This is a genomic window from Streptomyces sp. NBRC 110028, assembly GCF_001417735.1.
Lineage (GTDB): Bacteria > Actinomycetota > Actinomycetes > Streptomycetales > Streptomycetaceae > Streptomyces.
Genome location: NZ_BBUZ01000046.1, coordinates 1 through 21,719, shown reverse-complemented (window position 1 = coordinate 21,719; position 21,719 = coordinate 1). Strand labels below are relative to the sequence as shown.

General features: G+C 70.7%; 18 protein-coding genes and 1 pseudogene. 14 read left to right on the top strand and 5 right to left on the bottom strand.

Annotated elements, in window-relative coordinates:
• The first annotated feature begins 4 nt into the window (after window positions 1–4).
• The 7 genes from ASC60_RS33655 (at window position 5) to ASC60_RS33625 (ending at window position 6,984) form a co-directional block, all read left to right on the top strand.
• The gene (locus ASC60_RS33655) at window positions 5–274 is read left to right on the top strand and encodes an acyl carrier protein (protein ID WP_055557499.1); all 270 of its coding nucleotides are present in this window, start codon (window positions 5–7) and stop codon (window positions 272–274) included.
• On the top strand, window positions 258–1,484 hold the full coding sequence (locus ASC60_RS33650) for an acyl-CoA dehydrogenase family protein (protein ID WP_079038795.1): 1,227 nt from the start codon (window positions 258–260) through the stop codon (window positions 1,482–1,484). The genes ASC60_RS33655 and ASC60_RS33650 overlap by 17 nt, the downstream gene beginning before the upstream one ends.
• Window positions 1,481–2,587, top strand: a complete 1,107-nt coding sequence (locus ASC60_RS33645) for an HAD family hydrolase (protein ID WP_079038794.1) — start codon at window positions 1,481–1,483, stop codon at window positions 2,585–2,587. Before ASC60_RS33650 ends, ASC60_RS33645 begins: the two co-directional genes overlap by 4 nt.
• Window positions 2,584–3,477, top strand: a complete 894-nt coding sequence (locus tag ASC60_RS33640; protein WP_055557497.1) for a 3-hydroxyacyl-CoA dehydrogenase family protein — start codon at window positions 2,584–2,586, stop codon at window positions 3,475–3,477. Before ASC60_RS33645 ends, ASC60_RS33640 begins: the two co-directional genes overlap by 4 nt.
• A 173-nt stretch (window positions 3,478–3,650) precedes the next feature.
• Window positions 3,651–4,400: an ATP-binding cassette domain-containing protein gene (locus ASC60_RS40140; RefSeq protein ID WP_079038793.1), complete on the top strand. Its 750-nt coding sequence runs from the start codon at window positions 3,651–3,653 to the stop codon at window positions 4,398–4,400.
• Window positions 4,401–4,574: 174 nt separating this feature from the next.
• The gene (locus ASC60_RS33630; RefSeq protein ID WP_079038792.1) at window positions 4,575–5,477 is read left to right on the top strand and encodes a winged helix-turn-helix domain-containing protein; all 903 of its coding nucleotides are present in this window, start codon (window positions 4,575–4,577) and stop codon (window positions 5,475–5,477) included.
• A gap of 478 nt (window positions 5,478–5,955) precedes the next feature.
• Window positions 5,956–6,984: an isocitrate/isopropylmalate dehydrogenase family protein gene (locus ASC60_RS33625; RefSeq protein WP_055557494.1), complete on the top strand. Its 1,029-nt coding sequence runs from the start codon at window positions 5,956–5,958 to the stop codon at window positions 6,982–6,984.
• 75 nt (window positions 6,985–7,059) lie between these two features.
• Here the strand turns inward: ASC60_RS33625 and ASC60_RS33620 are convergent, their stop codons facing one another.
• Together ASC60_RS33620 and ASC60_RS33615 are read right to left on the bottom strand one after the other, a co-directional pair.
• Window positions 7,060–7,713, bottom strand: coding sequence for a response regulator transcription factor (locus tag ASC60_RS33620; RefSeq protein WP_055557493.1), 654 nt, complete (start codon window positions 7,711–7,713; stop codon window positions 7,060–7,062).
• Window positions 7,701–8,984, bottom strand: a complete 1,284-nt coding sequence (locus ASC60_RS33615) for a sensor histidine kinase (protein ID WP_234357240.1) — start codon at window positions 8,982–8,984, stop codon at window positions 7,701–7,703. The genes ASC60_RS33620 and ASC60_RS33615 overlap by 13 nt, the downstream gene beginning before the upstream one ends.
• Window positions 8,985–9,257: 273 nt before the next feature.
• Here ASC60_RS33615 and ASC60_RS33610 point away from each other — a divergent pair, with 273 nt between their 5' ends.
• Together ASC60_RS33610 and ASC60_RS33605 are read left to right on the top strand one after the other, a co-directional pair.
• Window positions 9,258–10,001, top strand: a complete 744-nt coding sequence (locus ASC60_RS33610; RefSeq protein ID WP_234357239.1) for an ABC transporter ATP-binding protein — start codon at window positions 9,258–9,260, stop codon at window positions 9,999–10,001.
• Window positions 10,002–10,004: 3 nt separating this feature from the next.
• On the top strand, window positions 10,005–12,575 hold the full coding sequence (locus ASC60_RS33605; protein ID WP_055557490.1) for an ABC transporter permease: 2,571 nt from the start codon (window positions 10,005–10,007) through the stop codon (window positions 12,573–12,575).
• A 195-nt stretch (window positions 12,576–12,770) separates the two neighbouring features.
• Here ASC60_RS33605 and ASC60_RS33600 read toward each other — a convergent pair whose 3' ends face one another.
• The gene (locus tag ASC60_RS33600; RefSeq protein WP_055557489.1) at window positions 12,771–13,205 is read right to left on the bottom strand and encodes a nuclear transport factor 2 family protein; all 435 of its coding nucleotides are present in this window, start codon (window positions 13,203–13,205) and stop codon (window positions 12,771–12,773) included.
• 274 nt (window positions 13,206–13,479) lie between these two features.
• A pseudogene (locus ASC60_RS40135) lies at window positions 13,480–14,871 on the bottom strand (carboxylesterase/lipase family protein); the annotation flags it as partial.
• Window positions 14,872–15,266: 395 nt separating this feature from the next.
• Between ASC60_RS40135 and ctaD the strand changes: the two are divergent.
• The 3 genes from ctaD to ASC60_RS33585 all read left to right on the top strand — a co-directional run bounded on the left by ctaD (window position 15,267) and on the right by ASC60_RS33585 (window position 18,726).
• Window positions 15,267–16,997 (top strand): cytochrome c oxidase subunit I, encoded by a 1,731-nt coding sequence (ctaD, locus tag ASC60_RS33595; protein WP_199831121.1) that lies wholly within the window; start codon window positions 15,267–15,269, stop codon window positions 16,995–16,997.
• Window positions 16,994–17,353, top strand: coding sequence for a hypothetical protein (locus tag ASC60_RS33590; protein ID WP_055557488.1), 360 nt, complete (start codon window positions 16,994–16,996; stop codon window positions 17,351–17,353). Before ctaD ends, ASC60_RS33590 begins: the two co-directional genes overlap by 4 nt.
• A 95-nt stretch (window positions 17,354–17,448) precedes the next feature.
• Window positions 17,449–18,726 (top strand): PP2C family protein-serine/threonine phosphatase, encoded by a 1,278-nt coding sequence (locus ASC60_RS33585; RefSeq protein WP_055557487.1) that lies wholly within the window; start codon window positions 17,449–17,451, stop codon window positions 18,724–18,726.
• 144 nt (window positions 18,727–18,870) lie between these two features.
• On the opposite strand, the gene ASC60_RS33580 is transcribed toward ASC60_RS33585, so the two are convergent.
• Window positions 18,871–20,049, bottom strand: coding sequence for a zinc-dependent alcohol dehydrogenase (locus ASC60_RS33580; protein ID WP_055557486.1), 1,179 nt, complete (start codon window positions 20,047–20,049; stop codon window positions 18,871–18,873).
• Window positions 20,050–20,246: 197 nt separating this feature from the next.
• Between ASC60_RS33580 and ASC60_RS33575 the strand changes: the two genes are divergently transcribed.
• Together ASC60_RS33575 and ASC60_RS33570 are read left to right on the top strand one after the other, a co-directional pair.
• On the top strand, window positions 20,247–20,810 hold the full coding sequence (locus ASC60_RS33575; protein WP_055557485.1) for a DUF2243 domain-containing protein: 564 nt from the start codon (window positions 20,247–20,249) through the stop codon (window positions 20,808–20,810).
• Window positions 20,810–21,673, top strand: coding sequence for a cytochrome c oxidase assembly protein (locus tag ASC60_RS33570; protein ID WP_055557484.1), 864 nt, complete (start codon window positions 20,810–20,812; stop codon window positions 21,671–21,673). The genes ASC60_RS33575 and ASC60_RS33570 overlap by 1 nt, the downstream gene beginning before the upstream one ends.
• The last annotated feature ends 46 nt before the right edge of the window (window positions 21,674–21,719 follow it).

Here is a 21,719-nt window from a genome sequence, read left to right as displayed (position 1 = left end):
CGGCATGACAACTGTGACCGAAGAAATCCAGGGATTTCTCACCTCCGTTATCGGTCAGGAGGTAGGCCCCGATGAGGACTACTTCGCGACGGGGCTGACGGACTCACTGTTCGCACTGGAGCTGGTGACCTTCGCCGAACAAAAATTTGACCTCGCGGTCGATGTCGACGACCTGAATCTGGACAACTTTCGGACCGCGGCCCGCATCGCCGCATTCATACGGCGGAAAAACGGGTCCGGCTGCCCGGAGGCGAGCCATGAGACGAGCCGCTAGCGCCCCGCCCGCCACCGCGGCCCCGGCCGCCCCGGCGACCCCCGCGGGCCCGGCCGGAATCACCGGGGCGGCCGCGGTCTTCGCGGAGTCCGTACGGGACCGGGCAGCCGACTGGGACCGCCACGGAGCACTGCCCGCCGAGGTGCGGCAACGCCTGGGGCAGACCGGCCTGTTGGGCGCCGACCTCCCCGCCCGCCACGGCGGGCTCGGAGGCACCCCCACCGAACTGGGCGAACTGTGCGCGGTGGTCGGCGGCGTGTGCAGCGCCCTGCGCGGCCTGGTCACCGTCCAGGGAATGGTCTCCGCTGCCCTCTCCCGCTGGGGCACCGACCAGCAGCGCGCCCGCTGGCTGCCGCGCTGGGCCACCGGACGGGAGATCGCCGGATTCGCCGCCACCGAGGCCGAGGCGGGCACCGACCTCGCCTCCGTGGGCACCCTGATCGAGGAGGACGGCGACCAGCTGGTGGTGACCGGCCGCAAGAGATGGGTCACCTTCGGCCGGACCGCCGATGTCTTCCTGGTGCTCGGAACGGCGGCGGGCCGTCCCACCACCGTGCTGGTCGAGGCGGACCGCCCCGGCGTCTCCAGGGAGCCCGTCGAAGGCCAACTCGGCATGCGGGCCGCGGAGATCGCCCATCTGCGCCTCGACCGCGTGCGGGTGCCCCGGGGCAACCTCGTGGCCCCCTTCGGCCTCGGGCTCTCGCACGTCACGGCGACCGCACTGGACCACGGCCGCTTCACCGTCGCCTGGGGATGCCTCGGGATGGCGGAAACCTGTCTGGAGACGGTCGCCCGGCACATCGTGCACCGGACGCAGGGCGGAGTCCGGCTCGCGGAACACCAGCTGGTCCGGTCGAGGCTGGCACGAGCCGCCGTGGAGACCACGGCCGCCCGCGAACTGTGCCTGCGCGCCGCACGGCTCCGGGCGAGCCGGTCGCCGGAGGCCGTGGTCGGCACCATCACGGCCAAGTACGCGGCGGCCCGCGCGGCGAGTTCGGTGAGCCACGGCGCGGTCCAGAGCCTCGGCGCGGCCGGCTGCGCCCCCGACAGCGTCGCCGGGCGCTTCTACCGGGACGCCAAGGTCATGCAGATCATCGAAGGCTCCGAGGACGTCGCGGAGCTGCACATCGCCGACCGGCTGCTGCGCCGCTACGGATTCCGCCCCGGCCAGACCGCCCCCACCCGCGAGCCCCAGGAGACCGCCCCATGACACCGGACCCCACGGCAGGGACCCCCGAGGCACCGGACCCCACCGCGCCATCGGCCCCGGCAGCGACGGTGAAGTGCCTGGTCTGGGACCTGGACGACACCCTGTGGGAGGGCGCGGTACTGGAAGGCGACCAGCCCGCGCCCTTCCCCGGCGCGGTCGCCACCCTGCGCGCCCTGGACGAGCGCGGCATCCTGCACGCGGTGGCCAGCCGCGGCGACCACGACCTCGCCACCGCGCATCTGGCCGCTCACGGACTGGACGAGCTCTTCACCGTCCTGGAGATCGGCTGGGGAGCGAAGTCCCGGGCGGTGCGCAGGATCGCCGACACCCTGGGCATCGGCGTCGACACCCTCGCCTTCATCGACAACGACCCACTGGAGCGCGCCGAGGTCGCCGCGGCGCTGCCCATGGTGCGCCACTACCCCGCGCGGGACGCGGGCACCCTGCCCGAACTGCCGGAATTCCAGGTTCCGTCGGTGACGGCGGAGTCCCGCGAGCGCCGTCTGCTCTACCGCCGCGAAACGCGCCGCCGCCAGGCCCAGGAGAGCCACACCGGCCCACCCGCGCGGTTCCTGGCCTCGCTCGACCTCGTGCTGACCGTACGCCGGGCCATCGAGGACGACCTCGTACGAGCCGGCGAATTGACCGTGCGCACCCATCAGCTCAACACCACCGGCCGCACCTACGGCATGGAGGAGCTGCGGAGCCTGTGCGCCTCGCCCCGCCATGAGGTGCTCGTCGCCGATCTGACGGACCGCTTCGGCTCGTACGGGACCATCGGGCTCGCGCTCACCGAACTGGGCGAGGGGACCAGCACGCTCAAGCTGCTGCTGCTGTCCTGCCGGGTGATGTCACGCGGCGTGGGACCCGCCCTGCTCGGTCACTTCGTGCGCGACGCCCTGGCCGCGGGCCGTCGTCCCACCGCCGAGTTCATCCCCACCGACGTCAACCGCGTCATGCTCGTCACCCTCAGATTCAGCGGATTCGAGGTGGTCGAGCGGACCGCCGACGGGATGCTCCTGGGGTACGCGGGCGGTGGGGCACCGCCCGCCACGGACGGTCCGGTACGCGTCGTCACCACAGGAAAGGACGTTCTTCGATGACCGAGCACCAGACCGTGTCCCCGCCCTTCGTGGTGGGAGTCGTGGGCGCGGGAACGATGGGGGTCGGCGTGGCCCAGTGCGCGGCCGAGGCCGGTTACGAGGTGGTGGTCGTGGACGCCGACCCCAGGGCCGTGACCAGCGGCCCCACCCGGCTCCGGGACGGGCTCCGGCTCACCCGCATGCTGCGCCGACGGCCCCCGGCCGCTTCCCGGCCGCCCGCGGAGGAGCGGGTGAGCTGGGCGGGCCGGCTGGAAGAACTCCGCGACGCGCGCTTCGTGATCGAGTGCACCCGGGAGAGCATCCCGGTCAAGGAGAGCGTCTTCCGGGATCTGGACGCGGTCTGCGCACCCGATGCCGTCCTCGCGACCTGCACCTCGGCCATTCCGGTGTCCCACCTGGCCTCCTGCACGAAGCGGCCCGGTCTCGTCATCGGCACGCACTTCATGAACCCGGCGCCGCTGAAGGACGCCGTCGAGGTGATCAGGGGCCCGGAGACGGAGCCCGGGACCGTGCGCCGCACCCGGGAACTGCTCGCGGCCATGGGGAAGAAGGGGATCGTGGTCGCGGACGCGCCCGGGTTCGTGTCCAACCGGGTGCTGATGGCCACGGTCAACGACGCCGCGGGAGTCGTGCAGGAAGGCACGGCGGACGCGGCCTCGGTGGACCAGATCTTCCAGGAGTGTTTCGGCCATGCCATGGGCCCGCTCCGCACGGCCGACCTCATCGGCCTGGACACGGTGGTGGACTCCCTGCACGTCCTTCTCGAATGCACCGGCGACGCCCGCTTCGAACCCTGTGACCTGCTGGTCGGCCTGACCGCCCAGGGCCACTTGGGACGCAAGACCGGCCGCGGCTTCCATGTCTATCCGCCCGGAGCGGCCCGCCGCTGACGGCCGGAGGCCGAGAGAGGCCTCGCTCACCCCGCCGGGGTACTGTTGGCTGCACCCGCAGCGGGGTGCCTGCACCATGTTCAGAACCCTCGAAAGACAGTAGATTCTCCTCGTCAGCCGCTTCTTTTCCGGGGGTTTCGGAAGCATGCCGTTCTACTGGTTAAGGTGCATAGATGGCGGGGCACGTGGAATACCCGGACCCTGTCGGCCGCCCGGACATGGCATTCGCTCTTGACGATGTGTCCCTTGATGCTCTGCCTCTTGACGGCATGTCGATGATAAACGGTCGGGATGCGATGGGGAGCGGAGTTCTGCGGAATGTGACACTGGGCGTCCGGCCCGGACGATTCGTCGCGGTCATGGGCCCGCCCCGGTCCGGGAAATCAGCGTTGCTGAATGTCATCGCGGGAATGGTGAAGCCGACCTCCGGAAGTGTGCGCTGGGGTACGGGAGAAAAACCGGAAGCGGCCTTCGTCGGGCCGGTGGAAGAATTGCCCCGGCAGGCTCGGGTCCGGGAGGTCGTGGAGCAGAGCGGGTCACATGCCGACGCATCGGTGCTGTCGCGGGTATATCACGGCGCGGGGTTGTGGTGGAGCCGGCGGAGGCGGGTGGCCGCCCTGTCGGCGGCGGCGCGGCAGCGGTTGGCGGTGGCACGGGAGGCCGCCACCGCCCCCGCGCTCCTGCTGGCCGCGCACGAGCCGGGCTCCCGTGCGGTGCGGGAGATGAATGCGCTGTCCGCCGGGTTACGCGGAATTGTGGATTCCTGCAGGCTCACCGCGGTAATGGTCACCGACGATCCGGTCGCGGCGGCCCGCGCGGACAGTGTGATCTTCTTGCGCCGGGGCGAGATCGTCGACATGGCCGCGGGCGCCGATCCCGGTCTGATCCATGCTTGCCTCGCGCGAATTAACCGGCTTGCCTAGGCGGCTTCCCGGGTATGACGGGCAATCACTCCCTGTCTGGATGCCCGTAAATGACCTGCCGGTTGCGCGGCGGAGTCGGTCCTGGAGCAGAGATCGCCGGTGGGCCGAAGGCCGTGGTAGCGTCGCGGGCGAGTAATCGCTTGTGCGGCAGCAGGTCGTCGTCGAGGTGGGGGTATGCGGCGCATCAGTTTTACGCACGAAAGTCTCGCGAGGACACGAATGTCGGCGAGTCCAGAAAAACTCGTCGAAGCTCTTTTTGCCCTGGACCTGCTCTGTACGGGCCGGGGCGGAGCCATGTTCGACGGATGGCGAAAGAAGGCACTCACCGTCCCTCGTGCGCGCGAACTGGTCGCGTTAGCCCAGACGATCCGCCCCTTTCCGGACATCTACCGTCTTGTGCGCCAGGCATCGGATACCGTCACCGATCCCGTGAGCGCCGACGGCAGGCCGCAGGTCGTCAAGGACCTGGGGGCGTTCTACCGGTCCGCCATCGCTCCGTACTGGAAGCGCATCGCCGGCCGGCTCGAGGTCGACCGCGCGGCCCGCGGTCAACTCCTGCTCAGCGGGGGCGTGGACAGGCTGATGAGCACCCTCCACCCCTCCCTCCGCTGGGAGTCACCGGTGCTGGAGGTGCCGGGGACCGGTGCGGACGTGCTGCTTGAAAAGGACGGACTGCTGCTCGTGCCCGCCCTTTTCCTGCACTCCAGACAGCCCGTCCTCTTCGCCGACCACGAAGACGCGGACCGGCCGATGCTGGTCTACCCGATACCGGTGAAGCAGACGTGGGCCGCCCCGCTGTGGGACTCCGGTGACAGCACCGAGCACGCGTACAGCAACGAAAACGCGCTGGGCGCCTTGCTGGGCCGGACGAGAGCGGCCGTCCTCAGGGCCCTGACCGACAGCTGCACCACGACGGAACTCGGGGAAAGGGTGGGAATCTCCGCGGCGGCTGCCAGTCAGCACACCGGTGTGCTGCGAAAGGCGGGGCTGATCACCACGATACGCACATTGAACAAAGTCCAGCATTCACTGACACCGCTGGGAAGTGCCTTGCTCTATCACGATGTGGCCGCCTGATCGGATTTCGCCGAGCGGCATCTGAGGGTCCGTGACCGCGCGGAGGGGAGGACCCCTCCGCGCGGCGTGCCCCGGCACAGCTCAGACGGTGAGGGCGACGTTGATGCAGGCGCCCACCGCGATGATGACCAGCAGTATCCACGGCCACAACGGCCGTTCCTTGCCTGGCTTCCAACCCGAGGTCTGTGTCATCGCCGATTCCCGTGCGGTACGAGGTGGGTGTCGGGCGCGGCTGCGCCGACATCTGGAACTGTACGCACGGTCCGGGGCCCGCGGAGGAGTGTGATCTCCCGTTCCGAGGTGCAGAGAACTGCATCTTCCGGGTCGACCGCACTGCTGCGGAAACCGCGCCGCCCGGGGCCAACCTGCCATATTTGCCGCCTCCTTAAAGACATGGTGACCACCCCCGCCGGGGCGGGAGGCTGGGCGCAGCGTGCCGGTACCGAGGATCACGATCGAACCTGAGGACGGACGGACTGTGCAGAACATCGTTGTGATACCCGGGGACGGCATCGGCCCCGAAGTGACCGAGGAAGCCGTCAAGGTCCTCCAGGAGCTCGGTCTCGGCCTGGAGTTCACCTTCATGGAGGACATCAACGGCGGCCGCTTCCTGGAGAGCGGCGTGGCCATGACGGACGACGAACTCGAACGGATCCGCACGGCGGGCACCGTGCTGTTCGGCGCGGTGGGGGACCCCCGGGTCACCTCGACGGAGTATGCCCGCGGCGTGCTGCTCAGGATGCGCACCGAGCTGGACCTGTTCGTCAACTACCGGCCGGCCGTCCTGCTCGACGAGCGGCTCAGCCCGCTGCGCACCGAGTCCAAGCGGGCCATCGACTGCGCCGTCGTGCGCGAGAACACCGAGGGCCTCTACTCCGGCATCGGTGGCACGCTGCGCGCGGGCACCACGGACGAGGTCGCCATCGACCAGGACGTGAGCACCTACCTGGGGGTCTCCCGGGTGATCGAGTACGCCTACTCCATCGCCCGCCGTTCGGTGTGCATGGTGGACAAGTCCAACGCGGTGCGCTCCGGCGGACGGCTCTGGCAGCGCTGCTGGCGGGAGGCCCGGGAGCGCCACCCCGACCTGGATTCCAGCCACCTGTACGTGGACGCGGCCGCGATGCGGCTGGTCACCGACGCCCCGTCCTTCGATGTGATCGTCACCAACAACTCCTACGGCGACATCCTCAGCGATCTGACCGCCGAGCTGGCGGGTGGCCTGGGCACGGCGGCGTCGGCGAACATCAACCCGGTGACCGGGGCGGGGCTGTACGAGCCGGTGCACGGCAGCGCCCCGGACATCGTCGGCAAGGGGCTGGCCAACCCCGCCGGCGCGGTGCTGAGCGCCGCCCTGATGCTGCGCGACCGGGGGTTCACCGCCGAGGCCGACGCGCTGCGCGACGCCGTGCGCGCCACCCTGGCCGCCCGCCGGTGCACCCCCGACCTCGGCGGCACGCTCACCACCGGTGAGGCCGGGGCCGCCATTCGGGCCGCCGTGAGCTGAGCCCGCGCGTCAAGTATCACAAGGCATAACGGAGTTGCGGGGTGTGACCGGCGACCGCCGGTCACACCCCTCGCATCACGCGTTGCTGGCGTTGAGGTAGGTGAGCACGGCGCGCACCCGCCGGTGGCCGCCGTCGGTGGTGGGCAGGCCGAGCTTGCTGAAGATGTTCCCGATGTGCTTGTTCACCGAGGTCTCGGCGATGAACAGCAGCTCTCCGATGGCGGTGTTGCCATGCCCCTCGGCCATCAGCGACAGCACCTCGCGCTCCCGCGCGCTGAGGGCGGCCAGCGGATCGTTGCGCGTCCTGCGGACCATGAGCTGCGAGATTGCCTCGGGGTCCATCGCCACACCGCCGTCCGCGACCCGGTCCAGCGCCTGGAGGAACTCCTCGATGCGGCCGACCCGGTCCTTCAGGAGATACCCCACCCCGGAGGCGCCCTGGGCGAGCAGCTTGGACGCGTACGCCTGCTCGACGTACTGGGACAGCACCAGCACCGGCAGACCGGGGATCTCCGCCCGGGCGGCCATCGCGGCCCGCAACCCCTCGTCCCGGAAGGTCGGCGGCAGCCGGACGTCCAGGACGGCGATGTCCGGGCGGTGTTCCAGCAGCGTGGGCAGCAGGCTGTCGCCGTCCGCCACCATCGCGCAGATCTCATGCCCGGCGTTGGTCAGCAGCAGCGAAAGCCCCTCCCTCAGCAGGGTGTTGTCCTCGGCGATCACGATCCGCACGGCAGCTCCACTCGAAGGGTGGTCGGCCCCTTCTCGGGGCTGGTCAGCTCGGTGGTCCCGTCGAACGCCGCGACGCGGCGCCTGATGCCCCGGATCCCGCTTCCGGCGTCCTCCGACACACCGCCCCGGCCGTTGTCCCACACGGTGATCAGGATGCTGTTCCCCGTGGTGTGCAGCCGGACCTGGGCCTGGTCGGCGCCGCTGTGTTTGGCGACGTTCGTCAGGGCTTCGGAAATCACGAAGTACGCGGCGGACTCGACGGCGACCGGAGCGCGGCCGCCCACCGCGGCCATGTCGACGTCCAGCTCGGTGGGCACCTGGCAGGCGGCAACGAGCGACCGCACCGCCTCGGCCAGCCCGCGGTCGACGAGGATCGGCGGGTAGATGGCGCGCACGGCCTGACGCAGCTGGGTCAGGGCCTGCTCGGCCAGCTCGTGGGTGCGGTCGATCATTTCCGGCAGCTGTTCCGGCCGCTGTGCCACCGCCTGTTTGATCAGGCCCAGCCGCAGCGAGATGCTCACCAGCCCGGCCTGTGCTCCGTCGTGCAGATCGCGCTCGATGCGGCGCAACTCGGCGGCATGGGCGTCGAGCGCTTCGGCGCGTGACGCGGTCAGCTCCTCGATCCGCCGGGCGAGCGTCACCTTCCGGCGCCGTGCCTTGAGCATGAACCGGGTCATCCGCGCGTGGGACCGCGCCAGCGACGGAACGATGAACGCGGCCAGCGCGGCGTAGGCCAGGCCGACGATCACCGCGCCCAGGGAATCCGCCCAGGAGTTGATCTCCCAGAAGAGGAACTGCGCCTTCGGGACCAGGGCCCACCACAGCGGGGTGGTCATCCAGCTCACCGCTCCCACGCACAGACTGAGCGTCAGAGCACAGGTGAACAGGCCGAAGAGCGCGTGCAGCGGCAGCCAGAGGAGATCGGCGTAGGTGGCCCGGTCGGTCAGCATGGTGTGGGCGCGGATCAGCACACCGCCCTTGGGTGTGCGGTAGTCCGACCGGATCTCGGTGCCCAGCACCGCCCCCGCCCGCCGGCGATGGGCGTCGGCGCTGCGGCGTAATCGCATCAGGGAGGCCGGTAACAGCAGCAGCCCCGGGCCCAGCAGGCTCAGCGCCAGGACGAAGAGCAGCGCGTAGAGAGCGAACAGGCAGACCACCGCGGTGCCGCCGCTGACCAGGACGTACGGTACGGACGCGACGAACCGGGACACGAAGGCCTGCCAGGTCATCATGCGGACGGATCCCATGTAGATCGTTCTGTGGGAATCCACAGTCATCTCCCGCCCCGCCCCTCGCATAGGTCGAGCGCACTTTATCACCGGAATTCCGCCCACCGCCGGGTCTGCGCGTACCGCCGGAGAAGGGGCAGTCAGCTGCACCTTTTATCTACCAGTGCACGCCGTGTCGCGCGGCGCGCCGCGCCTCTAGCGTGAGTGCGGACAGCACAGGAACTCTTCTCCAAGGGGGACGCGGCGGTGGCTCAACGTGGGGGTGCCGGCCGGGCGGCCGGCGGCGGGACTCGGGACGTGACCATGGGGACCGGCATGCCGGGACCCGCAAGCCGCTGGGCTGTCCAGCTGCAGGGCGTGAGCAAGACCTACGGCCGGGGCGCCGGGCAGGTCTCGGCCCTGCGCGATCTGACCATCGATTTCGACCGGGGCAGCTTCACCGCCGTCATGGGCCCCTCCGGGGCTGGCAAGAGCACCTTCCTGCACTGCGCGGCGGGGCTCGACCGGCCCACCTCCGGTTCGGTGCAGCTGGGCGGCACGGACCTGGCGAGGCTGACCGAGGCCGAGCTGACGATGCTCCGCCGGGAACGGGTCGGGTTCATCTTCCAGGCGTACAACCTGCTGGCCTCGCTGACGGTGGCGGAGAACATCACCCTGCCCATGATGCTCGCCGGGCAGTCGCCGGAGCCCGCCTGGTTCGAGCAGGTCGTGCACCAGGTCGGGCTGGCCGACCGCATGGGCCACCGGCCCTCCCAGCTGTCCGGCGGCCAGCAGCAGCGGGTGGCCATCGCCAGGGCCCTGATCACCCGTCCGGAGGTCATCTTCGCCGACGAACCGACCGGAGCCCTGGACACCCGCACCGGTCGGCAGGTCCTCCAGCTCCTGCGGCACGTGGTGGACACCACCGGCCACACGGTGGTGATGGTCACCCACGACCCCGTCGCGGCCTCCCACGCGCACCGGGTGGTCTTCCTCGCCGACGGCCGCTTCGCCGAGGTGATGGAGTCCCCGACCCCCGAGCGCGTGGCGGAGCGCATGACACGCCTCGGGGAGTGGTGACCGGTGATCTTCCGACTCGTACGCATGACGCTCAGGGAGCGCAAGGCGGGGCTCGTCGGCGCCTTCGTCGCCCTGGTCGGTGCGTCCGCCCTGGTCACCGCGTTCGGCATCCTCCTGCAGTCGGGCATCGGGTCCGGTGTCCCGACCCAGCGTTACGCGGGCGCCGCCGTCGTCGTCAGCGGCAAACAGTCCTTCAAGGTCCATGACGGCAAGACCAAGGAGAAGCCGCTGGCCGAACCCGCCGCGCTGGACCGCGATCTGGTGGGGAGGATCGCCCGGGTGCCGGGCGTCCGCAAGGCCGTCGGCGACGTCAGCTTCCCCGCCCAGGTGGTGGACGGCTCCGGCGATCTGGTGGAGGCCGGCAACGGGCGGCCGTCCACCGGACACGGCTGGGACAGCGCGGCCCTGGGCCCCTTCGAGCTGAGCGGCGGACGGGCGCCGGAGCACGACGGTGAGGTCGTGCTCGACGCCCACCTCGCCGAACGGGCGAAGATCACCCCTGGACAGCGGGTGAGGCTGGCGACCACCGAGGCCGCCGCCTCGTTCAAGGTCGTGGGCCTGGCCACGCTCGCGTCCACGGACGAGGAGCTGCGCTCCGCCCCCCTGTTCTTCACCGAGTCCGACGCGGCGCGGCTGTCCGGCGACCCCGGCCGGGTGCGGGCGGTTGGGGTCATCGCCGCGCCGGGAACCGACACCGGCGAGCTTCAGGACCGGATCGAGGACAAGCTGCACGGGCAGGAGATCACCACCCGTACCGGCTCGGACCGCAGCCAGATCGAGAACCCGGATGTGGCCACCGCCCGGAGCGACCTGCAGGAAATGGCCGGTTCGCTCGGAGCCACGGTCATCCTCATCGCGATGATCGTGGTGTCCAGCACCCTGGCGCTCAGCGTGCACCAGCGCCGCCGCGAGCTGGCCCTGCTGCGCGCCGTCGCCGCCACTCCCCGGCAGATCTACAAGATGATGGCCGCCGAGGCGTTACTCGTCTCCGGCGTGGCGTCGGTGCTCGGCTGCTTCCCCGGAATCCTGGTCGCCCAGCTGATGCGGGCGGCGCTGACCACCATCGGCATGGTGCCCGACGACTTCACGTTCTCCTACGGGCCGCTCCCCATGCTGGTCGCCGTGTTCGCCGGAATCGTCGCCGCCGAGGTGGCGGCCCTCGGTGTCGCCCGGAAGGCGGTGGCCATCCGTCCGGTGGAGGCCATGGGCGAGGCGGCCGTGGACAAGCCGAAACTGGGCCGGTGGCGGGTGTTCTCGGGAGTGATGCTGTTCCTGCTCGGCGCCGCCGCCTCCCTGCTGCCGCTGTTCTTCGGCAGCATCTTCGCCGTGGCCGGAGCGGGCTCCGGCGGCCTGGTGATGGTGATCGCGGTGCTGCTCCTGAGCCCCCCGGTGGTGGGCCTGTCGACCCGTCTGCTGGCCCGGCCGGTCCGCAGGCGCACCGGCCCGCACGGCTGGCTGGCGGTGGCCAACACCCGGGCCAACGCCCGCCGGCTGGCCGCCGGGATCGGCCCGCTGACGCTGGCGATCGGCTTCGCGATGGTGCAGCTGGTCATCCCCACCACCACCGCCGAGGCCGCGCAGGACCAGGCGGAGCAGGGCATCGTGGCCGACTTCACCCTGGGCGGCCAGGCGGGCGGCGTCCCCATGCCCGCCGTTCAGGACGCGGCCCGGCTGCCCGGGGTGGCCGCCGCCACCGGCGTCATCCGGGTGGATCTGGCCGCCTCGCGTGCGGTGCTGGACTCGCCGGAAATCTTCGAATACCAGGGCCAGGGGGTCACGCCCAAGGGGCTGGAGAAGAACATGGACCTGGAGGTGACCGACGGCAGCGTGAGCCGGCTGCGCGACGGGACCGTGGCCCTCAGCACCGGCGCCGCCGGCACGCTGGGCGTGGGCGTGGGGGAGCGGGCCCGGCTGCATCTGCCCGACGGTGTCGAGGCCAAACCGGTCGTGGTGGCGGTCTACAAGCGGGGACTGGGGTTCGGCGACGTCACCCTGCCGCAGCGGACCGTTCTCGACCACAGCAACCGGCGGCTGGACGACACCGTGTTCGTCAAGGCGGCGCCCGACGCCGACAAGGACAAGGTCAAGGCGGCGCTGGAAAACCTCGGCAAGCGCTACCCCGGAACCGATGTCCTCGACGACGCGGGCCTGTCGGCCGCCCAGGAGGACCAGGCGACGTCCAGCGTGCTCACCAGCGCCCTGCCACTGGCCCTGGTCTTCGGCTACCTGGCCATCTCGGTGGCCAACACGCTGGTGATGGCCACCCTCAGCCGGGTACGGGAGTTCGCCCTGCTCCGGCTCGTGGGCGCGCCCGCCCGGCAGGTGATGCGCATGATGAGGGTGGAGACGGTCATCGTGGTGATCACCGCGGTGGTCATCGGCAGCGTGGTGCCCCTGCTTCCGCTGGTCACCGTCAGCCTCGGGCTGACCGGATCGCCCGTGCCGTACATCCCCCCGCTGCTGTACCTGGGGATCGTCGCGGCGACGGCCGCGATCGGCGCGCTGGCGATCCTGCTGCCCACCCGCTGGGCGCTGCGTACGGCGCCGGTGAACGCCATCGGCCTGCGGGAATAGGGATCCGACGCGGCGGGGGCGAGGGGGCCGGGACATCAAACGGCCCCCTCGCCACCCGTTCGCCCGGCGTGGACGCCTGTGGACACGCCCAGCAGCACGGTGGTCCGCTGTGGCCGGGCCGTCTCGTCCAGCCGCCACTTGATGGAATCGGCCACCCCTCGCCCGGCGCCCGCCGTCGGCGCCGGACGAGGCCGTTCAGACCTCGAACGCCCGGGCCACCGCGAGACTGTCCTCGTAGACGTGGTGCCGGGTGACGAGGCCGTGTTCGACCGTCAGGTGCAGGGCGAACCGTGCGCGGTAGGGGCGGCCGGTGGGGCGGGCGGTTTGGCGGATCTCGCCGAGTACGACCGCGTCGTCGCCGTCTATGAGGATGCGCTCGATCTCGGTGGCCGCCGCCCCGGGCACATGGTGATCGGCGAGCTCGCGGTAGTGGGCGGCGGCCTCGGCGCGGGTGGTGCGGTGGCGGATCCACGGGGTGGCGGTGCGGCCGTGTTCGTCCTCCGGCCAGTCCAGCTTCCAGTCGCCTCGCTCGGCGTACAGCTCGGCGATGTGCTCGGGGTCGCCCTCGCCGATCCGGCGCAGCAACTCCTCGACCACATCGCGCGTGGTCGTGGGCGCGGATGTCGCCATGGCTGATCCTCTCCGTTCGATAACCCGCGTGTTCTGACGCGGAGATCGTCATTCTGGTCGGCGTCGACCGTCCACGGCGATTACTTCCCGGGTAAGGGGGGCACTTCCGGCGGTCGCGCAGTGAGCTCGCGAGCTGAGCCGGATCGGTGGTGAGCCAGTCGTAGCCGATCCCGTTCCAGAAGGAGCACCGGTGCCGCGCCGCGTACGCCCCGGAGCCGGCGGCCCGGCCGCGGCCGCCGGGCAGCAGCGACATGAGCGTGGCACCGCGGTACGACGGCCACGCCGCCTGCCCTTCCACCGTGGGGTCGGCGTCGCGTACGAACGCGCCCCAGTAGCGCAGCATCGTCCGCGACAGCCGCCGCTGCTCCGGTGTCAGTGGTTTCGCGGCCATGCCGGGCCACAGGTAGGGAAGCTCGGCGGAGTGGGCCGCGCCCGGTGCGAAGCCCGGGGGAGTGGGGCCGCGCGAGGGCGCTGGGTCGCGGTCGCCGAATTCGTAGAAGTAGGTCCTGGGCTGATGGGACGCGAAGCGCTCAGCGAGGCGCTGGTATTGGCACCCGCCCATCCCGTAGAACACGCTGCTGTCGGTCCACACCGCGCCGAGGGCGTACGCCGCGCTGTACGGCCCGCCGCCGGCGCCGTACGGATAGCGGGCGAGCACCCCGTCGGCGTGGGGGCCGAACTGCCGCCTGACCACGCGCTCGTACCGCTCCCGGGGCGCGTTCGCGAACGGCAGCGCCCACTTGCGTGTCTCGTCGCGGTTGGTGCCGATGAGGACGGGGACGTCGGCGAACCTTCCGGTGCGCACCGCGACGCCCGGCGCGACCGGCAGTTCGGGGACGCCGGACACGGGCAGCGGACCGTTCAGGATGCCACCGAAGTCGCGCCCGGCGGCCAGCACCTCCTTTGGCCGCTTGGCCCGCAGACAGGCCACGGCGGTCGCGGAGTCACGGCAGCCCGCGGCGGTGGCGTAGCTCGTGCCCCGCGCTCTGGCCTGCGCGGCCGTGAGACTCGGGCACCCGCCGCTCTGGATGATGGCGCGGTCGAACAGACCGCGGGCCGGGGGCGAGGCCAGGAGGGCGCACACCGACTGGCCACCGGCCGACTCGCCCGAGAGCGTCACGCGGCCGGGATCCCCACCGAACGCGGCGATGTTCCGCTGGGTCCAGCGCAGCGCCGCCTGCTGGTCGAGCAGGCCGTAGTTGCCCGCACCCCGCTCGCTCAGCCCGGGCAGGTCGAGGAAGCCGAACACGCCGAGCCGGTAGTTGATCGTGACGACCACGATGTTGTTGGTCCGCGCGAGCAGCGAGCCGTCGTAGAGGTCGCCCGAACCGCTCATGAAGCCCCCGCCGTGGATCCAGAACAGCACCGGCAGCGGGTGGTCCGTGCGCCGTTCGGGGGCGTAGACGTTGAGGTGGAGGCAGTCCTCACTCGTGCCCGGGCCGCCGCCCGCCGTTTGCTCACAGCGCGCACCGGGACGGTCCGCCGACCGGACACCCGGCCACGCGGCCGCGGGCGGCCGCCAGCGCAGGCTGCCGACCGGTGGCGCGGCGTACGGGATGCCGAGGAACCGGCCGACCCCGTCCGCCGCGGCGCCCTCGACCACGCCCTTGTCGGTGGCCACCGTCAGGGGCCGTGAGACCGTGGGCTCGGCCGAGGGGACGGTCATCACCGCGGCCAGGCCCACGACGGCCGCGAGTACACGTCGGATCATGGCTCGCCCTGGACCTCCCGTAAGGCAGGAGTCCATCGAATCACGCGCCGAACCGGCGCTTCGAAGCGCTCCTCCCGCCCGGGCGGGCCCGGCTGTCAGCTCCTTCACCCGCGGCGAGCCGCCCATCGGCGCCGGGACGCACTGGGCGCGTTCCGAACTGGTCGCGGAGGTCGCGTCCACCGAATGGCCCCGCGACGGCGGCACCGCGCGTACGGACGGATACCCACGGATCACCCGTACGCGCTGCTTGATGAGAGGTGCGCCGGGCCCCGGTGGGGCTACACAGGTGCCTGACCTCTCCGTAAAGGCGGGCGCGTGCGCGTTCTGCCCCCGACAGACAAGGCGATTGCATGGCGACGGCGATCGAATCCGGGGCCCCGGCGCCCGCTTCGAGACCCACGGTGGGCACCGTGCTGGTCACCTGGATGACGACTACGGATCATAAGAAGATCGGACATCTCTATCTGATTTCCTCGTTCATCTTCTTTCTGTTCGGTGGGGTGCTCGCCCTTGTGATGCGAGCCGAACTGGCCCGCCCCGGAATTCAGATCCTCTCCAACGAGCAGTACAATCAGGCTTTCACCATGCACGGCACGGTCATGCTGCTGCTGTTCGCCACACCGACCTTCGCCGGTTTCGCCAACGCGGTCATGCCCCTGCAGATCGGGTCCCCGGACGTCGCCTTTCCCCGCCTCAACATGCTGTCCTTCTGGCTGTTTCTCTTCGGCGGGCTGATGGTGGTCAGCAGCATGCTGCTCATTCCCGCGGGGACCGCGGACTTCGGCTGGACCGCCTACGCCCCCCTCAACAGCGCGGAACGGACACCGACCGTCGGCGCCGACCTCTGGATCATGGGACTGGCGCTGGCGGGGTTCGGCACGATCCTCGGTGCGGTCAACTTCGTCACCACGATCCTGTGCATGCGGGCCCCCGGCATGACCATGTTCCGCCTGCCCATCTTCACCTGGAACATCCTGTTCACCTCGGTGCTAGTGCTGTTCGCGTTCCCCGTCCTGGCCGCGGCGCTCCTCGTCCTGGAGGCCGACCGGCGGTTCGGCTCGGTGGTGTTCGAGGCGGCGAACGGGGGACCGCTTCTGTGGCAGCACCTGTTCTGGTTCTTCGGGCACCCCGAGGTCTACATCATCGCTCTGCCGTTCTTCGGCATCGTCACCGAAATCATCCCGGTGTTCTCCCGTAAGCCGATCTTCGGATATGCCGGGCTCGTCGGCGCGACCATCGCCATCACCGGTCTGTCCATCATGGTGTGGGCACATCACATGTTCGCCACCGGGGCCGTGCTGCTGCCGTTCTTTTCCTTCGTGACCTTTCTGATCGCCGTGCCGACCGGCGTCAAATTCTTCAACTGGGTCGGAACCATGTGGCGAGGGTCCCTCAGCTTCGAAACCCCGATGCTGTGGTCCATCGGATTCCTGGTCACCTTTCTCTTCGGCGGCTTGACGGGAGTCATCCTCGCCTCCCCTCCCATGGACTTCCACGTCACCGACAGCTACTTCGTGGTGGCGCATTTCCATTACGTCGTCTTCGGCACCGTTGTCTTCGCCACTTTCGCGGGCTTCTACTACTGGTGGCCGAAAATGACCGGCACCATGCTGGACGAACCGCTGGGAAAGATTCACTTCTGGACGCTCTTCGTCGGTTTCCACACCACCTTCCTCGTCCAGCACTGGCTGGGAGCGGAAGGCATGCCCCGCCGCTACGCCGACTACCTGGCCGCGGACGGCTTCACGGCGCTCAACACCGTCTCCACCATCGGCGCCTTCCTGCTCGGTCTCTCGACGCTGCCCTTCCTCTACAACGTCTGGAAGACCGCCAACTTCGGGCAGCGCGTGACGGTGGACGACCCCTGGGGCTACGGCCGGTCCCTGGAATGGGCCACCTCCTGCCCGCCCCCGCGCCACAACTTCTCCACCCTGCCGAGGATCCGGTCCGACTCGCCCGCGTTCGACTTGCACCACCCCGCGATCGCCGTGCTCGATCAGGCCCGGCACACGGATCAGCGTGACATCGTCGAACCGGAGGAGGGCGCCACCCCTCCGGGCGACCGGGGTGAGAGGCCATGAGCCCGGAGACGGACCACGACCGGGAGGTGGCCGCGGGGCTGGTCGAGATCGAGGGCCTGCTGCTGGCCGCCCACCACCGGCGCAGGGCCCGCGAGGAGGGCGAGGCGTTCGCCCGCCGCATGCCCTGGCTCACTCCTCCGCAGCACACGGAGGTCGCGCGCCTCTACACCGACCGGCACATGGCGCTCGCCAAGGAGATACTGCGCACCGTCATCAGCCGCAGCGAGGAACTCAAGGCCGAATACACCCACCGCTACCGGTCGCTGAGGAAGCGGCTGCTGACGGTCACCGTGACATCGGCGGTCGCGTCGGCGGTGCTGTGGGTCGCGCTCCAGCGCCAAGGACTGGCCCCCTGAACACGGCCGGCTTTCGTGTCGTGACATCCCGTGGCACATCGCGGCGGTATTGATAGTCCTGTGCTGACGACCGGAACCGAGGAGGCGCCACGGCGATGTCTTCGTCGCTGAGTGACCGGGGCGCCAGGGGGCGGCGAATGCTGGCCGGGCTGCTGGCCGAAAGCCACTTGATGCCGCTGGAGATGCTGCCCGCCAGAACCCGCGCATACGCGGCGCTCGCCGGTCTCACCGAGGTGGTGATCTATCTGCGCGATCTGCAGGGCCACGTGCTGCGCAGGCTCTCCGGCGCGGGACTCACCACGCCCCCCGCGGAGCCGGAGGCCCCGGAGGAGCTGGCGATCGAGGAGACCATGGCCGGCCGGTCGTACCAGCTGGGGCAGATCACCGCCGACGACATGCCGCACGCCGCCCTCCGGCGCTGGGTGCCGCTGCTGGACGGCACCGAGCGGGTCGGGGTGATGCGGGTGACCGTCGACACCGACGACGCGCACACCGCGGAGGACATGGAGGCGCTGGCCGCGCTGCTGGCCCTGCTGATCGTCCGTAAGGCGGACACCAGCGACACCTACGCGCGCCTGACACGGACCAGGGCGATGGGGATCGCCGCCGAGATGCAGTGGAACCTGATGCCGGAGCGCACCTTCGTGGACGGCAGGGTGGCGATCTCCGGCGTCCTGGAGCCCGCGTACCAGGCGAGCGGGGATGCCTATGAGTACGCCACCGACGGGCCGTTGGTACATCTGGCGATCTTCGATGCCATGGGGCACGACACCACCGCCGGACTGGCCGTGGCCCTGGCGATGGGCGCCTGCCGCAACGCGCGCCGGCAGGGGGCCGGGCTGGTGGAGATCGGGCGGGCGGTGGACGACGCGCTGCTCGGCCAGTCCCCGCAGGCCCGCTACGTCACCGGTGTCCTGTGCTGCCTGGACACCCGCAGTGGCGCTCTGACCTGGATCAACCGCGGTCATCCGCCGCCGATCGTCATCCGCCGGGAGGCGGGCGGTTCGGCCTGCCTGGAGTGTCCGCCCGCGCCGCCCATGGGGATCGGCCTGGGGCCCGAGGCCACCGTGTGCCACGAGCGGCTGGAGCCGGGGGACCGTATCGTCCTGTACACCGATGGCATCACCGAGGCGCGCCGCCCCGGTGAACGGGAATTCGGGGTGGACCGCTTCACCGATCTGCTCATCCGCCACCACGCGGCGGGCCTGCCGGTGCCCGAGACCCTGCGCCGGGTGATCCACACCGTCCTGGACCACCACGGCGGGGAACTGGAGGACGACGCCACGATCCTGTTCTGCGAATGGATCAGCCCCATCCCCACGCCCACTGGACAGGCCGCCAGACTCGCGGGGGTCCCGCAGCGTCCCGACTAGCGCGACGGCCGCCGGGTGCCTGCCCGGCCTGGACCCCCGCGGCTCCCGGCACGGTACCCCCGACCCGGCGAGGGCCCGGTCCGTGCGTACGCGGCGGACCCTCCGCCAGGTGGCGGCCGAGGCGGACGCCGGACAGGTCCGGTGTCAGGGGGTGAACAGCACCTTGATCGCGCCGTCGTGCTTCTTCTGGAACATGTCGTAGGCGTCCGGCGCCTTGTCCAGGGGGACCCGGTGGGTGGCGAAGGTCTCGACGCCCAGCGGGTCGCCGTCGGTGACCAGGGGCAGCAGGTCATCGACCCAGCGCCATACGTTGGCCTGGCCCATGCGCAGCTGGATCTGCTTGTCGAACAGGGTCAGCATCGGCATCGGGTCCGCCATGCCGCCGTAGACGCCGGAGAGCGAGATGGTGCCTCCGCGCCGGACCAGGTCGATCGCCAGGTGCAGGGCGGAGAGCCGGTCCACTCCGAAGCGCTTCATCATGGGGGCCGACAGCGCGTCCGGCAGGAGCCCGGTCAGTTTCTGGGCGCCGGCGGCCAGCGGAGTGCCATGGGCTTCCAGGCCCACCGCGTCGATGACGGAGTCGGGTCCACGGCCTCCGGTGAGCTCGCGGGCGGCCGCTACGACGTCGTGCTGGTTGAGGTCGAGCACGTGGACGCCGTGCGCGCGGGCCCGTTCCAGGCGCTCCGGTACGAGGTCGACGCCGATCACCCTGTCCACGCCGCGGTGGGCGGCGATGCGGGCGCACATGTCACCGATGGGGCCCAGCCCCAGGACGGCGAGGCTCCCACCCGGCGGCACGGCGGCGTACTCGACGGCCTGCCAGGCCGTCGGCAGGACATCGGAGAGGTAGACGAACCGGTCGTCCGGCGGGCCGTCGGGCACCTTGATGGGGAGGGTGTTGCCGAAGGGCACCCGCAGGTACTCGGCCTGCCCGCCGGGCACCTGGCCGTAGAGCTTGGTGTAGCCGAAGAGGGACGCGCCCTTCCCGTGCTCGTGCACCTGCGTCGTCTCGCACTGCGACTGCAGCCCCTGGGCGCACATGAAGCAGGTGCCGCAGGAGACGTTGAAGGGCACCACGACCCGGTCGCCCGGCCGTACGGCGGTGACTTCGGGACCGACCTCCTGCACGACGCCCATCGGTTCGTGGCCCAGGATGTCGCCCGCCTCGATGAAGGGGCCGAAGACCTCGTAGAGGTGCAGGTCGGAGCCGCACAGCCCGGTGGTGGTCACCTTGACGATGACATCGGTCGGCTCCTCGATCACTGGATCGGGAACGGTGTCGACCCGCACGTCCGCCTCGCCATGCCATGTCAGGGCTTTCATCACGTCTCCTCGCCGGTGATCCGTCAGTGCTGCACGAGAGTTGACTCAGCGTTTCCTCCGCGCTCCGGCCGAGTGCCCGATGGGAAGACGGACACACGAAGGAGGGGGAACTTCCGTCGCGGCGTGACACCGGCGTCCGCGGCGGGAAACGCACAGTTGCGGTGATCCGCTCACCATGTGAAGGACGGAGACAGCCGATGGCGACCACTGCTGACGGGACTTCGACCGAGGGGAAGGGGATCTGCGGACTGCGACTGCCGGGGATCGTCCTGGGAGTCGGGCTCGGAGGATTCGTCGACGGGATCCTGCTGCACCAGCTCCTCCAGTGGCACCACATGCTCAGCGGCACCGACCACGACCACATCGGAGTGAAGTACTACAGCCCGCACTCCGTCTCCGGTCTGCGGATGAACACGGTCTGGGACGGCGTCTTCCACACCGTGTGCTGGCTCGCCGTCCTGACGGGGCTCGCGGTCCTGTACTCCCGTGTCACCCGTCATCGCCGCCGGGTATGGGCCTCCCGGGTGCTGTGGGGGTGGATCCTGGCGGGCTGGGGGATGTTCAACCTGGTCGAAGGCGTGCTGGACCACCACCTTCTCGGCATCCACCATGTGCACGGCGGACCGTGGCAGCTGTGGTGGGACATCGGCTTCCTGGTGCTGGGGGCCCTGCTGGCCGTCGCCGGCTACGGGATCCAGCGGAGCGGGCGGCCCTTCGACCCCGAAGCCGGGGACGCCCGGCGGAGCGGACGGGCCGGCTGATGGGCGGCGGCCACCCGCACACCGGCCACGGTGCGGGCAGCGGCGTCCTGGCGGCCGCGCTGCCCGCCATCGCCATGCTCCTGTGCGTCTGCGGCTACCTCCGGCTGGCCCATCGGGCCGGGCGCCGCAACCCGGCGCGGGGCTGGAGCCGGCGGCGGTCGGCCTCCTTCGCGACCGGGGCCACCCTGCTGGCCGTGGCGCTGCTGCCGCCCCTGGCCCCGTTCGCCCACGCCGACTTCCGCGGCCACATGGCCCAGCACATGCTCATCGGCATGTACGCTCCGCTCGCCCTCGTCCTCGGCGCCCCCGTCACCCTGCTCCTGCGGAACCTGCCCGCCACCCACGGCCGACGGCTGACCACGGCCCTGCACAGCCGCCCCGTCCGGGTCCTGACCCACCCGGCCACCGCACTGCTGCTGGCCTCCGGCAGCCTCGTGGCGCTCTACTTCACCCCGCTCTACCGCGCCACCACCACCTGGCCGCCCGGGCACTGGCTGCTGCATGCCCACTTCCTGCTGTCCGGCTGCCTCTTCGCCCACGTCATCGCCGGTCCCGACCCCGCCGCCGGACGGCCCGGTGTGCGGGTCCGCCTGGTGTGGCTCGGCTGCGCCATCGCCCTCCACGCCGGGGTGTCGCAGCTGATGTACGGCGGGTTCGGGATCGACATCCCCGCGCCCGCCGCCGAGGTCCGGGGGGCGGCGGAAATCATGTACTACGGCGGTGACATCGCTGAGCTGCTGCTCGCCGGCGCCCTCGTCGCCACCTGGCGCCCCGCCCGGCCGTACTTGGCCTCCGGCGCGGACGCGAGCCACACGGTGGGCGAGGTGATCGCGGTGAGGGGTGGAGTCGTGGACACGCGCTGAAGACGGCCCATTCCGAATGTGTTTGGGGGTGTGGGCGCGGGGCAAG

Excerpts from the sequence above, each read along its gene's own strand:
- ASC60_RS33655 (WP_055557499.1), top strand. The coding sequence starts at position 5 with ATGACAACTGTGACCGAAGAAATCCAGGGATTTCTCACCTCCGTTATC.
- ASC60_RS33650 (WP_079038795.1), top strand. The coding sequence starts at position 258 with ATGAGACGAGCCGCTAGCGCCCCGCCCGCCACCGCGGCCCCGGCCGCC.
- ASC60_RS33645 (WP_079038794.1), top strand. The coding sequence starts at position 1,481 with ATGACACCGGACCCCACGGCAGGGACCCCCGAGGCACCGGACCCCACC.
- ASC60_RS33640 (WP_055557497.1), top strand. The coding sequence starts at position 2,584 with ATGACCGAGCACCAGACCGTGTCCCCGCCCTTCGTGGTGGGAGTCGTG.
- ASC60_RS40140 (WP_079038793.1), top strand. The coding sequence starts at position 3,651 with ATGGCGGGGCACGTGGAATACCCGGACCCTGTCGGCCGCCCGGACATG.
- ASC60_RS33630 (WP_079038792.1), top strand. The coding sequence starts at position 4,575 with ATGCGGCGCATCAGTTTTACGCACGAAAGTCTCGCGAGGACACGAATG.
- ASC60_RS33610 (WP_234357239.1), top strand. The coding sequence starts at position 9,258 with ATGCCGGGACCCGCAAGCCGCTGGGCTGTCCAGCTGCAGGGCGTGAGC.
- ASC60_RS33600 (WP_055557489.1), bottom strand. The coding sequence starts at position 13,205 with ATGGCGACATCCGCGCCCACGACCACGCGCGATGTGGTCGAGGAGTTG.
- ctaD (WP_199831121.1), top strand. The coding sequence starts at position 15,267 with ATGGCGACGGCGATCGAATCCGGGGCCCCGGCGCCCGCTTCGAGACCC.
- ASC60_RS33590 (WP_055557488.1), top strand. The coding sequence starts at position 16,994 with ATGAGCCCGGAGACGGACCACGACCGGGAGGTGGCCGCGGGGCTGGTC.
- ASC60_RS33585 (WP_055557487.1), top strand. The coding sequence starts at position 17,449 with ATGTCTTCGTCGCTGAGTGACCGGGGCGCCAGGGGGCGGCGAATGCTG.
- ASC60_RS33580 (WP_055557486.1), bottom strand. The coding sequence starts at position 20,049 with ATGAAAGCCCTGACATGGCATGGCGAGGCGGACGTGCGGGTCGACACC.
- ASC60_RS33575 (WP_055557485.1), top strand. The coding sequence starts at position 20,247 with ATGGCGACCACTGCTGACGGGACTTCGACCGAGGGGAAGGGGATCTGC.
- ASC60_RS33570 (WP_055557484.1), top strand. The coding sequence starts at position 20,810 with ATGGGCGGCGGCCACCCGCACACCGGCCACGGTGCGGGCAGCGGCGTC.